The organism is Mediterraneibacter sp. NSJ-151, assembly GCF_022487435.1.
GTDB classification, from domain to species: domain Bacteria; phylum Bacillota; class Clostridia; order Lachnospirales; family Lachnospiraceae; genus Schaedlerella; species Schaedlerella hominis.
Genome location: NZ_JAKVPP010000009.1, coordinates 130,046 through 145,499, shown reverse-complemented (window position 1 = coordinate 145,499; position 15,454 = coordinate 130,046). Strand labels below are relative to the sequence as shown.

The window sequence follows — 15,454 nt, the reverse complement described above, 5'->3', positions numbered from 1 at the left end:
ATGACCGCCTCCTATTATTTATTTGTCTTTTAATTCCAATACAATTGGACAATGGTCTGAACCCATTACATTTGTTAGAATCTGTGCATCCTGCAATCTGTCTTTCAGACATTCTGATACGCAAAAATAATCAATTCTCCATCCGGCATTCTTCTCTCTTGCTTTAAAGCGATAAGACCACCAGGAATATACTCCTTCCTGCTCCGGATAAAAATATCGGAATGTATCGATAAATCCTGCATCTAAAAGCTCTGTAAACTTCTGTCTCTCCTCATCTGTAAATCCTGCATTCTTACGATTTGTTTTCGGATTTTTCAAATCAATTTCCTTATGAGCAACATTCATATCCCCAGTCACAATAACCGGTTTCTTCATTTCCAGAGACTTTAAATACGCACGAAAATCGTCTTCCCATCGCATACGATAAGCCAGACGTTTCAACTCATTTTGAGAATTTGGTGTGTACACCGTAACAAAATAAAAATCCTCAAATTCACACGTTATTACACGACCTTCCTGATCATGCTCCTCTATCCCGATTCCATAGCTTACTTGAATTGGTTCTTTCTTGGTAAATACCGCAGTTCCAGAATATCCTTTTTTCACTGCATAGTTCCAATATTGATTATACCCCTGCAAGTCAAGTTCTAACTGTCCGGACTGCATCTTTGACTCCTGAATACAAAAAATATCTGCATCGATCTCATTAAAAAAATCAAGAAATCCTTTTTGCACACATGCCCGGATTCCGTTTACATTCCATGATACTAATTTCATTGTTTATAAAACACCTCTTTCAAGCATAGTCCACTTGCAGGTACTAAAAATCCCGCATCTGCACGTTGACCGGACTCAATTATCTCACTTATGCTTTCCGGACTTCTTCTCCCACTACCAATTTCCAGCAGTGTTCCTGTTAAAATTCTTACCATATGATACATAAATCCACTTCCGGTATACTCAATTCTAAGTCTATGTCCGTCTTGCCTAACTATTATATCATAAATTCTTCTTGTTGTGGACTTTTCATCCGGTCGATCTGTAAATCCTGCAAAATCATGGCTTCCACGCAAATATTCGATTGCTTTCTCCATCTTTTTCACATTAATCATTTCCGGATAATGAAATGAATATTTTCTCAGAAATACATCTGCTTTTTCTGCGGTATCAATCGTATATTCATATCTCTTACCTCTTGCACTGTGACGTGCGTGAAATCCGTTCCTTGCAAGTTCCATATTCACAATACGGATGTCCTCCGGAATTTTCTCATTTATCTCTGTAAGAAATACTGGCTCATCCACCTTACCTGATAGAATAATACTGGCTGTCTGCCCAGACGCATGTACTCCGCCATCTGTACGCCCGGAGCCATTCACCTCTACTTTATATCCCACATACTCACTAATATCACGCTCCAAAATTCCTTGAATTGTCATATCTGTGTCTGGCTGTCGCTGCCATCCTCGAAATCTGGAGCCATCATATGCAATTGTTAATTTATATGTTCTCATAGCCTTTCACCATTTATCCCTTCTTGTCATATGATTGTATATAAAATTTCATGAAAAGACAAGTGGGAATAAAGCTCGTCTTCTATTATTACAGCTTCATTGATTATTTCAATTAAGCGACTATTTCTATAAGAAAGTTGATTGACTTTGCTATTATTTTATTCTCCAATTATTTGCTCAACTTCTTCAACTGACAGCTGAAGTTCCTTAGCTATTTCTTGAACACTTACATCTTGCTCTTTCATTTTGAAAACCTTCCGCGCTAATTCTATGCCTTCCGCTTTCCCGCGTTCTTCTATTCCATCACTTAAATTACACATTACTTTCACATCCTCCTCTATTGATTTTTCCATCGGTATATGATATTCATTTTTGAGTATATCTAATTTTCCCTCCTTTTGCAGAAGGAACTTCCTCTATCTTCACTCTCTTCCAGCCCTCTTCTGCTTTTTTACATGTTTTGTGGTATCAAAGCATAGATTTCTGAAATGTTATTAGAATATAGATGGTGCGATGCCCCTTAGATTTCGTATAGAAATATGCTTTTCTATACTTTAGCATATGCTGGGAATAGATTGCAAGATAGATTTTTAGTTCATTAGATGACTATATGGCTCTGGTTACTGTTAACACTAACTGTGACCAGCAACGGCATCCTCTGTGCCTATCAGCGTAGTGGTTGTCACAGAAGTGAATAGTAATCTATTAAATTCTGAATAACAAACTTATGAAACCAGTGCCCTAAAATATGCAAAACATAGAATTCTGAAACAATTTTCAAAAGAGGATTGAAATTTATTAAAGCAGTGACTATAATTAAGAATTTGTAAAATGAGGAAAAGAACATATATTATCTAGCGGAGGATTTAGATATGAAGAATCAAGGAAAAACACAAGAAGTAATTTTAGCACCAATGACTGGTACAGCAGTTGCAATTACAGATGTACCAGATCCGATATTTACAGAAAAAATACTTGGAGACGGCATTGCAATCATCCCAACTGACGGAAAGATTGTAAGCCCAGTTGACGGAGTCGTATCCAAAGTGGTAGAAACAGGACATATCTATGAAATAACTTCAGAAAATGGAGTGATAATTTTAATACATATGGGGCTTGAGACAGTTGCACTGAATGGAAAATGTTTCCACATTTATGCAAAGATTGGAGATAAAGTAAAAGCCGGAGATTTGATTGCAGAAGCAGATTTGGAATTCATCAAAGAGACCGGACGCAACTCCATTACTCCTGTTCTGATTAGTTCAGGTTTAGACGGAAAAGAGCTCGTATGTGAAAAAGGCGAGGTCCAGGCCGGAAAAAGTGTTATCATGACATTAAAGTAATTTTATAATGATAAATTTTTCGTAAGAAACGACTATGCCATCCTGCGGGAGCTTCGTCGGGCAAGCCCGACTCCAATTCGCTGGATGGCATAGTTATTTTTTACTCCTCCATTTCTTCTTCATAGTATTTAATAAGCGCCTGCGTTCCTAATTCCCCATAACCTTCTGATTGCAATAATTCATAATTTGCAAGCACCTGACTTAAAACGTCTAAATTAATATTACTCATATTTGCTTCTGTAAGTGCCAATTTCATATCCTTAATAAAATGTTTCATAAAAAATCCCGGAGCGTAATCACCCTCTAAAATCTTAGGTCCAAAAGTATCTAACTGCTTACTTCCAGCTGCCCCTGTCGACACGGAATCAAGCAATGTCTGAAGGTCCAGTCCTTTTGCTTTTGCATAAGTAAATGCTTCGCATACTCCTGACAACGTTCCTGCTATCATAATCTGATTAGCAAGTTTTGCATGCTGTCCGCACCCAATACCACCTTGATAATTAATGTTTGTCCCCATTGCCTCAAACAATGGCATACAAGCTTCATAATCTGCTTTTTCACCACCTACAAGAATAGAAAGTGTTCCGTTTTTTGCTCCTATATCTCCACCCGTAACAGGTGCATCCAAAACATGAAGCCCTTTCTTTTTTCCCTCTTCTGCAATTTTCTGATCCAGCATCGGACTTGTAGTTGTCATATCAATCAAATATGTGCCTTGTTGAACACTATCTAAAATATTTCCTTTATCAAAATAAACTTCTTCGACATCGACAGGAAATCCTACTATTGTAATAACAGCCTCACATTCCTTGACGCACTCTGCAATGCTATCATGAAAAATAGCCCCTTCGTTAACAACATCTTCTACTTTCGATTTTGTACGAGCATAAATATGCAGCTCAAATCCTGCTTTTATAAGATTTCGCACCATGGATTTTCCCATGATTCCAACTCCGATAAATCCAATTTTTTTCATCTTTTGCCTCCTCAAATTATAACTACTGTAATTATAATTCTTTTTATAAAAATGTACCATATTAAAATTATCAATGCATCAGGAAAAAATATATCACACCTCCGACTCCCCTTCCCAATGCCATTGCACATATCAATCCAGCAATATATTTTGTTATTTTTAATCTGCGGATAAATATCGGAAAAACATTTAGAATTTCTGCCAGTGCCATCGCCCAACACCCGACAAAAATCCCGATTAATAATCCTATCGGAATAAGCAAAATTTTGCCATAAGGAATCGGTATCGAATATACAAAAATAACATTCCCTATAATTCCTCCTAAAGCTGCACAGTCTTCATATAAATGAATTTTATTTCCTGTATGTGTCCGATCTGCAAAATCAGCGATGACACCTAATTCAACAATAAATCCAAACAGCCCTCCCGCCACTAATATTCCTGCGCTAAGACCGATTACTGCCATTAGAATTTGACGTATCAGCATCCAGTTCTTTCCCCTTTCTTGAAGCATTTTCTACAAGGGTTGTCTGTATTTCATTTTCATAAGTTCGCATCTGCACCTCCAACGGTGTAGGGTCCACTGAAAACCTTTTCTTTCCAAAATGATTAAAAAACAATAGTATCCCTATCGTAAGTCCGATGGAATAACTTAGTTCTAAGATTGTAGATCCATGTGGTTTTATGCCTGTCATCAATTGATAGATTTGAGAAAATAATTTTCTAACTGATACATCATTGTTAAATGTCATGATTGCAAATGCCGCACCTGTAAATGTCAATACTGCGGTAAACCCGGTTTTGATCAGATGGCTTATCATCCCTGTTGTTTTTTGCTCTTCGTAAGTTACGATAATATCTGTCTCGCCCAAATTTTGGACATCCATGTTCGGATATATTTCATGTATTAATTTTATAATTTTTAAAATAGATATGACTTTGCGCTGTCCGTTTTTCTCCTGCATTTTCATAACCTTAATCGTTTTAATCCTCGGAATTACATTTTGATTACTACATTCCATAGACAAAATATCCCCCAGCGTTACCTCTGGCTTTGTCACTTCTATATTTTTATCACCCTTTATATATAGCGTTTCCTGCTTAACAGCCATTGCATTTCTCCTCAGAATTTACTAACATCTCTTCTGATTCGTAACGCTCAGCCTTCCCGGCAGCACTATAATAATAGCAAACACCTAATATCACCGCAGCTATCAACATAATTGTCAGGCATATTCTTATTTTTCTTCTTCCATCTTCCAAACTTTTCATCTCCATTTCATGTGCTTTTTTTGATATGCTCTTTAGTATTTTCTCTTCTCTTTAAAATATACATAACTTGATCAAATGCCTTCTCTGATTCTATGTTCCAATTTTCCTTAAATTTTCCATAATCTTCTTCTCCATTCTGGAAACCTGTACCTGCGATATTCCTAATTCTTTTCCCACTTGTGACTGTGTCTTATCTTGAAAATACCTCATATAGATCAATGTGCGTTCTTCTTTTTCTAATGTCCCAAGCAACTGCTGCAACAACATGTGATCCAGTATCTTTTCTTCTCTGTGTTCTTTTTCTTCCAGCTTATCCATCAGCCGGATCTCATTTCCCTCTTTCTGATGTATTGGTTTATAAATGGATTCTACTTCACTTCCAGCCTCCAGTGCTTCTACTATTTCTTCTTTGTCTATCTGCATTTTTTCTGCAAGCTCTTCAATGGTTGGTTCCCGTCCCAATAAATCCAGTAATTTTTCTCTGGTTTGAAATATTTTATAAGATAATTCTTTCAGTGTACGACTCACTTTTATCATCCCGTCATCACGCAAAAATCTCTTAATTTCTCCTGAAATCATTGGAACTGCATAGGTTGAGAATTTCACATCATATGAAAGATCAAATTTATCAATGGCTTTAAGAAGTCCAATGCTTCCTATCTGAAATAAGTCTTCATTTTCAAGTCCTCGTCCATAAAAACGCTTTACCACACACCAGATCAGCCCTACATTTTCCTCTACCAATTGTTCTCTCGCCGCTTTATCTCCTTCGTGTGATTTTTGAATTAAAGCGATTGTGTGGTCCATGCATTTCTTCCTTTACCAATTGTTTTTTTCATTTTCACTTCGGTTCCTTCTCCCGGTATGGATTCCACTTCTACCTGATCCATAAATGCTTCCATAAACGAAAATCCCATACCAGACCGATCTGCTTCTGGTTTTGTGGTATACATAGGCAGCATTGCCTGCTTTACATCTTCAATTCCTTTTCCTTCATCTCTGACTGACACATAAAATGTATGTGCATTAATTTCACAGCGTATGTAAATCTTTTTTATTTCATTTTCATATCCATGTATAATACAATTCGTTACTGCTTCCGATATTGCTGTTTTTACATCTGACACCTCTTCCACAGTTGGATTTAATTGCGTTAAAAATGCCGCAACTGCGACTCTTGCAAAGCTTTCATTTGCAGAACGGCTGTCAAAGATCACTTCCATTTCATTTGTGTTCCCCATTTTCCTGTTCCTCCTCATATATCTGCATTATTTTCGTCATCCCGGACAATGTTAATATTTTTTTAATTCTTGCATTTGTATGTACCGCCCACACTTCTCCATTTATAAGCTGTATCATGCGATATCGCCCCATTATTGCTCCGATTCCTGAGCTGTCCATAAACTCCGTATCTTTAAAATCAAAAATCACATATTTGATATGATTTTTTTCGATAACTGAATCTGCACTTTTCCGTATTTCTTCCGCATTATGATGATCTACTTCTTTTGGAAGAAATATTGTCAGACAATTTTCCTGCACTTGATAATCCATCTTGTTTTACCTCCTGTCATATTTTTTCGTATTACAATCTTTTATCTGCAGTATTTCATACCTTCTTTTATTCTTTGTAAAAGAAAAAAAGAGGAAATTATGCATCTTCTACATAATTACCTCTTTTGTATATTTTGTTCTTCCGTATATTTCAAATATCCGAAAACTTATTATTCTGTTTTCTGTGTTTCTTCAGTATTCTGTGAAATCATATTCAGATTGTTTGTTGCTTCTTGTGCATAATCTGTATCTGGATATTCCTGAACTACAGCTTGGAAATTGGCAATTGCATTGTCATTATCTCCGCTTCTTAGATATGCAATACCTAAATTAAGTCTTGCGCCTCCGTCATCGTAATCAGCATTCATTCTTACAACTTTAGACAAGTTGTCTATCGCAGAGCTATAATTTGCAACATTCAGTGCCTCTATTCCGGCTTCGTATTTAATCTCACAGGCAGATGGATAAACCTCTCCTGTCATCTCATCATACATCTCCTGACCGGATGCTCCAAGCAGATCACGGTTAACATTCAAAAGTGAATCTGCAATCACATCATACGTATAGTTTCCTGAATTATATTGTGTTGATGCAGACATCAGATTCTCATAACTGTCTGAAGTACTTGCAGCATTCTGCGCTGCTGCCTCCGAATCACTACCTGCTGTACGATAATTGTCCAGCGTTCTTGTCATTGCACTGATTTGTGCCTTCATGGCATTAATCTGCTCACTGTATTCAATAATCTGCTTATTTGTCTTCTCTGATTTCGACTGATTGACAGACGGAACAACGAGATACCATACAATCATCGCTCCGATCAATGCTCCAATTATAATATTCATAATTGTGAATTTTCCTGCAATTGTCTTTACTATATGATATGCCGGCTGAATAATTGTTTCATTGCCATCCTTATATTCCACAGAATTTTTCTTTTTTCTCTTTTCTTTTTTCTTCTCTGACCTTGCAGGCACCTTACTTCGATGCAGTTCGAGTTCATGCATATAACGCAACGTAGTTGCATTGGTTGTATCCAGTTTGGATGCAGTGCGAAGCAATGAATTTGCTTTCGGATATTGTCCATCCTGAATATAGATCAATGCCAGCAATTGATATGCTTTGACAAAGGTCGGATGACCTCCGATAACCTGTCTCAGTTTCAAAATTGCCATATCAATGCTTCCCTGTCTGCATAACTGCAGACATTGATTATACACCTGAATTGCATGATCCATAGCCTCCAGTCGTCTGGATGAATCCTGAACACGCTGTATATATTCATTTGCAATATTATCACGTGGTTTCAAATTCTTACTGATAATCCACTCTACCAGTGCCTCTGCTACTTCTCCCCTGCCATAATAAACTAATCCAAGTAGATTTCTGGCAGCAATATTCCCCTTATTATATTGTAAACTTTGTCGAAGTGAGAGAATCGCTCCCGATAAATCCCGAATCTGCGCTTTTCTCAGGCCATCATTGTACCAATAATTGGAACAATGCATGATTTTCTTCGTATAGTCCATCTATGCTCACCATAATCTTTCTAATTTTTCTGTTGATCCATTACCTTATTCAGGAGGTCCATCACATCTGTCATCTCTTCCTGATAAACGGCATCTTCAATATCTTCTACTTCCAGACTTGGTTTAAACTTCTTCAGTTCTTCTTCAAAATCTAGCATTTGACTCCTCCTCTATCAAAGCTTTGACCATTCCCACCAGATACAACGATCCCAGACAATAAATTGTCCTGTCTTTCTGATTGGATGTCACATAGTTCCATGCAGCCTTCAACGAATCCTGCACGATAACTGGTTTTTCTGTATATTGACGAAATATCTCTGCTAACTTTTCTGTATCTGCAGCACGCTTATCTGCTATATGTGTGATCACAAAAAAATCTGCATCCACATGCTGACAAAGACAAGCAATCATTTCCTCATAATCTTTATCTTCTACCACAGAAAATAAAATTCCAATTCCTGTAGTATCCTTTGGAACACTCTCAACAAATCTTTCGATTGCACTGATATTATGTGCCCCGTCAATGTAAATATGTGGGAGGACTTCTTCCATTCGCCCGCCTACTTTACATGCACTAAGTGTTTCCTGCCACTTTTGTAATTCTCCTTCAGTGCCAAACAGATAACGCATTACCTCCAACGCAAGCATTGCATTCTCTGCCTGATATCGTCCGATGTTGTTTAGTTTCCATGTAACATCTCCATAATACGCATTTGCACATGAAAATGCAATATATTTCTCGTCATTTTCAAGAATTTCGAACGCATTTTTCGAGACTTTTTTACATGGAATCCCAAGTTCTTTTGCACGTTTTTCAATCACCTGATTGCTTTCTTTTTGCCCTTCAATGTAAAAAGCCGGCACAGCATTTTTTAAGATTCCAGCCTTTTCCGTGGCAATTTCTTCCAATGTATTGCCAAGATACTGCATATGATCCATTCCAATTGATGTGATTACTGAACAGATTGGATGTTCAACACAATTCGTCGCATCCAGTCTTCCTCCAAGACCCGTTTCAAGCACTGCATACTCCACCTTCGCTTGTGCAAATGCTATCAGTACCATGCCAAATAAAAACTCGAAAAAAGTAGGATGTGGAAGACCATCTTCCACCATCCCTTCTACTTTTTCTTTGACCTGTTCAAATACATTTAGAAATGTATCATCATCGACCATTTGATGATTGATTACAATTCTTTCATTCATTTTTACTAAATGAGGAGACAGTGCAAGACCAACTGTCTTCCCCTGGGCACGAAGCATTGCATCCAGATAGGAACTCACGGAACCTTTTCCATTTGTTCCTGCAACATGGATCACTTTTAAGCTATCCTGTGGATTTCCAAGTCTCTTTAAAAACTCTTTCGTATGCTCCGGCGTATTTTTTTTTGTAAATTTTGGAATCTCATTAATGTATTCCACTGCCTTATCATAGGTCATTATTGTTCTCCTGCGTCTTTTCCTACAAATGCATTTCTTCCTGTTTCCGGGTCATTCGGATCTGTCGGAAGTTCTTTTAATGCTCCGTCTTTATACTCATATTTCTTAGAAGTCCTGAAAATCGTATTACTTGAACCAACCTGCGCCACATAAACCACATCACCATCTTGTAATTCTGCTTCCTTTAGGTCAATTCGTGTATTATTTAAAAATGAACTTGTCTGTTTTTCATCATTGATATAAATCTTACTATATTTTGTAAAATTCTCTCCATAAAGGCTATAAGTTCCATCCAACTGTTCTACAATATCCGAAATAGATGTGTCTTTCACACCCATGACCATATGACCTTCTGTGATCGGCTTGCCTGTATTTTCATATACATACTGATTTCCATATAAAACGTCATACTGGAGCAGTTCAAGATCTGCCAGATAATTCTTTGTATCTTTTCTCTGCTGATGGTAATTAAAAAATGTTCCTGTATGGATATCTAAACGATCAAACACTTCTGCCATAATCTGATATGCTGCATAGTTTCCGTCTTTCTTTTCCAATCCAATGTTATCCCAAATAACATAATTTGTATTATAAAGATATTTGCTCTTCATATCTTTTGCTTCAAGTCCCATTGTAGGAAGATGATCTCCATAAAATACAACTACTGTCGGTTCTCCGCGTTTTTCTAATGCTTCAATCAACTGACCTGCAAATTTGTCCATCTCATGAACTTCATTTACATAATATTCCCATGCATTTCGCTTTCCTTCGTCTTCCACACCACTGACAATAATTTCAGGATCATCCAAAACTTTTTCTGTCGGATAATCTCCATGTCCCTGCACACTGATTGTCATAACAAAATCCTGTTGCTTCGTTGTATCCATTGACTCTAAAATATGTGGAACAAGAATATCGTCTGTTGCCCATCCTTTCGGTGTTGTCTGAAGCACATTCATAAATTCCTTGCTTGTGTAATGGTCAAATCCCATATGATTATAAACTTGTGCACGACTATAGAAATTACCTGTATTATTATGAAGTGCCTCTGCACCATATCCCAATTTTTCCAGTGATGATGCCGCACTTTCAATTATTTTTGTCTTTGCATAAGTTTTATATGGATACTCTCCAGGTCCGAAGAAACGCATACTCATTCCTGTAAGCACTTCAAACTCTGTATTTGCAGTTCCTGCCCCTACAGACGGCACCTTAAAATATCCTGATGAATATTCACTATATAATTTGCGCAAATTCGGAATTGGATCTTCTGAAAACTGCAGCCATTCTACTTCTGTCGGATCAAAATAAGACTCTAACTGTACAAATAGAATGTTCGGTTTGTCTTCATCTGACAGACTTGTCTCACTTACATTCAGCGCACCATCTTTATTGATAGCTTCCATCGTCTCTTTGCTGTAACCTGCCGGTTCGGATATTCCCGTATTAAATACACTCGCTGTAAAACAGTATGGGAATCCATAATCTTCATAAGCAAATGCAATATTTCCAAAATAATTTGAAATCACACGTTTATCAATTGCCACATCCGTAAGTACAACATATCCCAGTAAACTTACAATCAATCCACAAAGTGCAGCAACCCTATGCATCTTACCGGTATACTGTCCACCACGTCTCCACATTGAAATCACCCATATTACTACTGCAATGATTCCAATGATCAACATGATCAATTCCATTTTTCCAAAATAATTTCCTGTCAACGAAATGGCATCTGACAATACTTTTAAATCCTGTGCATTAAATGGTGTTACACGTTTCATTAACATATACCCATTTGTAATACCCAGTATCAGCCAGAATACACTAATCAGAATACGGGCAAATACCCGTCGCCTCACCAGATATACAATCATCAATGTTGCAAATATCAGATAAGCATTGAATAAAAATACTTTTGGCGTCTCTATCATATAGAGCCATGCCTGAATCAACGAATGTCTTGAAATCCCCTCTATAAAGAAATTCAAAATACATGCTAAAAGGAAATGAAATACCAGCGAAAATCGATTCATAAATCGGTACACCGGCTGCATCTTCTTTGCAAACTTGCTGTTTCTTCTTTCCTCAAGAATTCGTTGTCGTCGTGCTTTACTCTCTTTCCAATGTGCCTTGATATCTTCCTTTTTCAAATTTTTTATCTTATGAAATGTACCTTTGATATCCGGCTTTTTTATGTGCACCTTCTTCATTGATATCCTCTCTGTTCTAATCTGTCACGTTATCTCTTACATGTTTTTTTAGTCTATAAGACATTGTTCCAAAATGTCCAAAACGGGGATAATCAACATATACTGTCAATCCATCCCCATCTCAGATATATCATTTACCGACATTTTAAATCTGTATATTCTATCGCTTTAATCCTTCCAGACGTTCCTGAACCTGTGCCAGCATCTGTGTGTATTTTTCCAGTTTTTCTTTTTCTTCCTGTACTTTTGCTTCTGGTGCTTTGCTTACAAAACGTTCATTTGAAAGCATACCTTTCGCTCTTGCGATTTCTTTTGTGAGCTTCTCTTCTTCTTTTTTCAGGCGCTCTAATTCCTGCTCAAAATCAACCAGCTCTTCCATTGGAAGATATACAGTTGCTCCTGGAACTACGATCGATACTGCATCATCTGCAACATCTTTCTTTTCGTAGTGAAGAATAATGTCACTTGCAAGCATCAGTGGTTTTACAGAATTTTTAAATACTTCCAGAGCTTCCATTAAGGATTTATTGCTGCTGACAATATAAACTTTTGTACGTTTATTGTTTGGAACATTCATCTCTGCACGCATATTTCTGATTCCGCGTGTAATTGCTTTTACATGCTCCATTACCTCTGTTGCTCTTGGGAATTCCCATTCCTCTTTATACTCAGGCCATTTTGACATCATCAAAGATTCTTCTTCCGGTACAAGTGCACCATAAATCTCTTCTGTGATAAATGGCATAAATGGATGAAGTAATTTCAATGCCTGTCCAAGAACTGTCTTAAGTACCCACAAAACACACTGTGCTGACTGTGAATCCTCTTCTGCATGGTAAATACGATATTTTGCAATCTCTACATACCAGTCACAGAACTCATCCCAGATGAAATCATGTACTTTCTGAACTGCGATTCCGAGTTCAAATTTGTCCATGTTCTCTGTCATTTCTTTTGTCAGACTGTTTACTTTTGACAGAATCCATCTGTCTGCCGGTTTTAACAAGAAATCTTCTGGCTCTTCTACTACATTTTTCTCCATATTCATCATAATGAATCGAGATGCATTCCATACTTTATTTGCAAAATTACGGCTTGCCTCAACACGTTCATTATAGAAACGCATATCATTACCAGGTGCATTGCCTGTAACCAGTGTCAGACGAAGTGCATCTGCACCATACTGATCGATAATCTCCAGTGGATCGATACCATTTCCAAGAGATTTACTCATCTTACGTCCCTGTGAATCACGAACTAATCCATGGATCAATACTGTATTAAACGGACACTTTCCTGTATGCTCAATTCCTGAGAATACCATACGGATTACCCAGAAGAAAATGATATCATATCCTGTTACAAGTACATCTGTTGGATAGAAGTAATCTAAATCTTCTGTTTTCTCCGGCCAGCCAAGTGTAGAAAATGGCCACAATGCTGAACTGAACCATGTATCCAGAGTATCTTCATCCTGTGTGAAATGTGTACATCCACAATGTGGGCATTTTTCCGGTGCTTCTTTTGCTACTACAAATTCACCGCATTCATCACAATAATATGCAGGGATTCTGTGTCCCCACCAGATCTGACGTGAAATACACCAGTCTTTGATATTCTCTAGCCAGTGCAGATAAATCTTATCAAAACGTTCCGGAACAAACTTTAATTCTCCGCTCTTCAAAGCTTCAATCGCTGGTTTTGCAAGTTCTTCCATCTTTACAAACCACTGCTGTTTAATCAATGGCTCTACTGTTGTTCCGCAACGGTCATGTGTTCCTACATTGTGAGAATGTGGAACTACTTTCACAAGATATCCCTGTGCATCCAGATCTGCTACGATTGCTTTTCTTGCTTCATAGCGGTCCATTCCTGCATATTTGCCACCTTTATCATTAATTGTAGCATCATCATTCATGATATTAATCTCTGGAAGATTATGACGTTTTCCAACTTCAAAGTCATTCGGGTCATGTGCAGGTGTGATCTTAACCGCACCAGTTCCAAACTCTTTATCTACATAATAATCTGCAACGATTGGAATTTCTTTGTTAACTAATGGAAGCAATACATTCTTACCAACGATATCTTTATATCTCTCGTCATCTGGATGTACGGCGATCGCACTATCTCCAAGCATTGTCTCTGGACGTGTTGTAGCAATCTCAAGGAATCTGTCTGTTCCTACGATTGGATACTTAATATGCCAGAAATTACCATTCTGCTCTTCATGTTCTACCTCTGCATCAGACAACGATGTCTTACACTTCGGACACCAGTTAATGATACGAGAACCTTTGTAAATATATCCTTTTTCATACAGATTAATAAACACTTCCTCTACAGCTTTAGAACATCCCTCGTCCATTGTAAAACGTTCTCTGTCCCAGTCGCAGGAAATACCCAGTTTCTTCAACTGATTTTCAATTGTTCCCGCATACTCTTCTTTCCACTGCCATGTACGCTCCAAGAATCCCTCGCGTCCAAGTTCTTTCTTATCAATTCCTTCTGCCTTTAACTGATTTGTTACTTTTACTTCTGTAGAAATGGCAGCATGGTCTGTTCCCGGAATCCATAATGCATTGTATCCCTGCATTCTCTTATAACGGATCAGAATATCCTGTAATGTATTGTCTAACGCATGTCCCATATGAAGCTTACCAGTAATATTCGGTGGTGGCATTACCGTTGTAAATGGTTTCTTACTGCGGTCTACTTCCGCATGAAAATATTTGTTCTCACACCATCTTTCATATGTCTTTTGCTCAATTGCTTTTGGATCATAAGTTTTTGCCAGTTCTTTACTCACAATTTTCATGATGTCCTCCTTTTGTTTTCATATTATTTTATTTTTTTTGATTTGTCACTATGAGTCACAATTTTTTCACATAAAGTGGAAATAAAAAAAGCCCTTCATATACTTCCGTACATAAAGGGCGAATCATCGCGGTACCACCTTAAGTTCATATACAGACAACTCTTCTGTATACCTCTTTGTTCTATAACGTAAACAACCACGAGATATCCTACTTAATTTCAAATATCCAATTCCAAAGCTACCTTCCACAACCCTTTTTCGAAATCATCTCACAGCCTTTGGATGATTCTCTCTGACGACAGTAATTGCGTACTCCTCTTTTTCATTATCTTTATATCTTATTCATATTGATTAGAATACTATCTTCTAACGCACATTATACTATAACTTTCAAGGGAGGTTTTGTCAAGATGTTAGAATATATTTGATTCACGAAATTGCTATTTAGTTCATTAAGTGGCAATACGTTCCTTACAAAAAATTGATATAAGAATTCTTGCTCAGATTCCATGAGCGGGAGACACATAAGAGCGTGAATTTTTGCTAAAAGCAAATGAATTTGAATTCAAACTTGCTGCTACGCAGCTTCAAACATGTTCGTTCAAATTCATTAACACAAAAATTCACGCTCTAAGTGTCTCCAGCGCCCATTTCATATTCGCTCGAATTTCTTATATCAATTTTTTTGCAAGTAATGTATTGGCTCAAGTTGTGAAGTAAATAACAACAAAGGATATTGAGCGACAATATCTGCGATAGTGGATTTTAGAGCATTGAAGATGCAAAATTTTG

16 protein-coding genes and 1 other annotated feature are annotated in these 15,454 nt (G+C 37.3%); of the genes, 1 reads left to right on the top strand and 15 read right to left on the bottom strand.

The window, feature by feature from the left end:
* Positions 1-18: 18 nt before the first annotated feature.
* The 3 genes from LQE94_RS10860 to LQE94_RS10850 form a co-directional block, all read right to left on the bottom strand.
* Complete coding sequence (locus LQE94_RS10860; protein ID WP_118724184.1) at positions 19-777, bottom strand: exodeoxyribonuclease III; 759 nt, start codon at positions 775-777, stop codon at positions 19-21.
* Positions 774-1,514: a tRNA pseudouridine(38-40) synthase TruA gene (truA, locus tag LQE94_RS10855; protein WP_240577686.1), complete on the bottom strand. Its 741-nt coding sequence runs from the start codon at positions 1,512-1,514 to the stop codon at positions 774-776. The genes LQE94_RS10860 and truA overlap by 4 nt, the downstream gene beginning before the upstream one ends.
* A gap of 158 nt (positions 1,515-1,672) precedes the next feature.
* A complete protein-coding gene (locus LQE94_RS10850) occupies positions 1,673-1,834 on the bottom strand; it encodes a hypothetical protein (RefSeq protein WP_240577685.1) in 162 nt (53 codons plus the stop codon).
* A gap of 552 nt (positions 1,835-2,386) precedes the next feature.
* Between LQE94_RS10850 and LQE94_RS10845 the strand changes: the two genes are divergently transcribed.
* Complete coding sequence (locus LQE94_RS10845) at positions 2,387-2,857, top strand: PTS sugar transporter subunit IIA (RefSeq protein WP_240577684.1); 471 nt, start codon at positions 2,387-2,389, stop codon at positions 2,855-2,857.
* Positions 2,858-2,957: 100 nt separating this feature from the next.
* Here LQE94_RS10845 and LQE94_RS10840 read toward each other — a convergent pair whose 3' ends face one another.
* The 12 genes from LQE94_RS10840 to LQE94_RS10785 all read right to left on the bottom strand — a co-directional run bounded on the left by LQE94_RS10840 (position 2,958) and on the right by LQE94_RS10785 (position 14,653).
* Positions 2,958-3,833, bottom strand: a complete 876-nt coding sequence (locus LQE94_RS10840) for an NAD(P)-dependent oxidoreductase (protein WP_240577683.1) — start codon at positions 3,831-3,833, stop codon at positions 2,958-2,960.
* A 70-nt stretch (positions 3,834-3,903) separates the two neighbouring features.
* Positions 3,904-4,320 (bottom strand): stage V sporulation protein AB, encoded by a 417-nt coding sequence (locus LQE94_RS10835; RefSeq protein WP_118689030.1) that lies wholly within the window; start codon positions 4,318-4,320, stop codon positions 3,904-3,906.
* Positions 4,280-4,945, bottom strand: a complete 666-nt coding sequence (locus tag LQE94_RS10830; protein ID WP_240577682.1) for a stage V sporulation protein AA — start codon at positions 4,943-4,945, stop codon at positions 4,280-4,282. Before LQE94_RS10830 ends, LQE94_RS10835 begins: the two co-directional genes overlap by 41 nt.
* Positions 4,935-5,111 (bottom strand): hypothetical protein, encoded by a 177-nt coding sequence (locus tag LQE94_RS10825; RefSeq protein ID WP_240577681.1) that lies wholly within the window; start codon positions 5,109-5,111, stop codon positions 4,935-4,937. Before LQE94_RS10825 ends, LQE94_RS10830 begins: the two co-directional genes overlap by 11 nt.
* A gap of 84 nt (positions 5,112-5,195) precedes the next feature.
* A complete protein-coding gene (gene sigF / locus LQE94_RS10820; RefSeq protein WP_022075036.1) occupies positions 5,196-5,912 on the bottom strand; it encodes an RNA polymerase sporulation sigma factor SigF in 717 nt (238 codons plus the stop codon).
* On the bottom strand, positions 5,891-6,346 hold the full coding sequence (gene spoIIAB, locus LQE94_RS10815; RefSeq protein ID WP_117990370.1) for an anti-sigma F factor: 456 nt from the start codon (positions 6,344-6,346) through the stop codon (positions 5,891-5,893). Before spoIIAB ends, sigF begins: the two co-directional genes overlap by 22 nt.
* A complete protein-coding gene (locus LQE94_RS10810; protein ID WP_022075038.1) occupies positions 6,330-6,659 on the bottom strand; it encodes an STAS domain-containing protein in 330 nt (109 codons plus the stop codon). The genes spoIIAB and LQE94_RS10810 overlap by 17 nt, the downstream gene beginning before the upstream one ends.
* Positions 6,660-6,829: 170 nt before the next feature.
* Positions 6,830-8,188, bottom strand: coding sequence for a tetratricopeptide repeat protein (locus LQE94_RS10805; protein ID WP_118724190.1), 1,359 nt, complete (start codon positions 8,186-8,188; stop codon positions 6,830-6,832).
* 20 nt (positions 8,189-8,208) lie between these two features.
* Positions 8,209-8,346 carry a hypothetical protein gene (locus LQE94_RS10800; protein WP_022075040.1) on the bottom strand — a complete coding sequence of 46 codons (138 nt, stop codon included), beginning with the start codon at positions 8,344-8,346 and terminating at the stop codon, positions 8,209-8,211.
* Entirely contained in the window at positions 8,333-9,628 is a 1,296-nt protein-coding gene (locus LQE94_RS10795; RefSeq protein WP_240577680.1) for a bifunctional folylpolyglutamate synthase/dihydrofolate synthase, read from the bottom strand. Before LQE94_RS10795 ends, LQE94_RS10800 begins: the two co-directional genes overlap by 14 nt.
* Positions 9,628-11,844 (bottom strand): LTA synthase family protein, encoded by a 2,217-nt coding sequence (locus tag LQE94_RS10790; RefSeq protein ID WP_240577679.1) that lies wholly within the window; start codon positions 11,842-11,844, stop codon positions 9,628-9,630. Before LQE94_RS10790 ends, LQE94_RS10795 begins: the two co-directional genes overlap by 1 nt.
* A gap of 160 nt (positions 11,845-12,004) precedes the next feature.
* Positions 12,005-14,653: a valine--tRNA ligase gene (locus LQE94_RS10785; RefSeq protein ID WP_240577694.1), complete on the bottom strand. Its 2,649-nt coding sequence runs from the start codon at positions 14,651-14,653 to the stop codon at positions 12,005-12,007.
* Between the two features lie 120 nt (positions 14,654-14,773).
* Positions 14,774-14,997, bottom strand: a binding site (T-box leader).
* Positions 14,998-15,454: the final 457 nt, after the last annotated feature.

Coding starts and splice junctions, on each gene's coding strand:
- LQE94_RS10835 (WP_118689030.1), bottom strand. CDS start 4,320: ATGCTGATACGTCAAATTCTAATGGCAGTAATCGGTCTTAGCGCAGGA.
- truA (WP_240577686.1), bottom strand. CDS start 1,514: ATGAGAACATATAAATTAACAATTGCATATGATGGCTCCAGATTTCGA.
- LQE94_RS10860 (WP_118724184.1), bottom strand. CDS start 777: ATGAAATTAGTATCATGGAATGTAAACGGAATCCGGGCATGTGTGCAA.
- LQE94_RS10805 (WP_118724190.1), bottom strand. CDS start 8,188: ATGGACTATACGAAGAAAATCATGCATTGTTCCAATTATTGGTACAAT.
- spoIIAB (WP_117990370.1), bottom strand. CDS start 6,346: ATGGGGAACACAAATGAAATGGAAGTGATCTTTGACAGCCGTTCTGCA.
- LQE94_RS10795 (WP_240577680.1), bottom strand. CDS start 9,628: ATGACCTATGATAAGGCAGTGGAATACATTAATGAGATTCCAAAATTT.
- LQE94_RS10810 (WP_022075038.1), bottom strand. CDS start 6,659: ATGGATTATCAAGTGCAGGAAAATTGTCTGACAATATTTCTTCCAAAA.
- LQE94_RS10825 (WP_240577681.1), bottom strand. CDS start 5,111: ATGGAGATGAAAAGTTTGGAAGATGGAAGAAGAAAAATAAGAATATGC.
- LQE94_RS10840 (WP_240577683.1), bottom strand. CDS start 3,833: ATGAAAAAAATTGGATTTATCGGAGTTGGAATCATGGGAAAATCCATG.
- sigF (WP_022075036.1), bottom strand. CDS start 5,912: ATGGACCACACAATCGCTTTAATTCAAAAATCACACGAAGGAGATAAA.
- LQE94_RS10845 (WP_240577684.1), top strand. CDS start 2,387: ATGAAGAATCAAGGAAAAACACAAGAAGTAATTTTAGCACCAATGACT.
- LQE94_RS10850 (WP_240577685.1), bottom strand. CDS start 1,834: ATGTGTAATTTAAGTGATGGAATAGAAGAACGCGGGAAAGCGGAAGGC.
- LQE94_RS10800 (WP_022075040.1), bottom strand. CDS start 8,346: ATGCTAGATTTTGAAGAAGAACTGAAGAAGTTTAAACCAAGTCTGGAA.
- LQE94_RS10790 (WP_240577679.1), bottom strand. CDS start 11,844: ATGAAGAAGGTGCACATAAAAAAGCCGGATATCAAAGGTACATTTCAT.
- LQE94_RS10830 (WP_240577682.1), bottom strand. CDS start 4,945: ATGGCTGTTAAGCAGGAAACGCTATATATAAAGGGTGATAAAAATATA.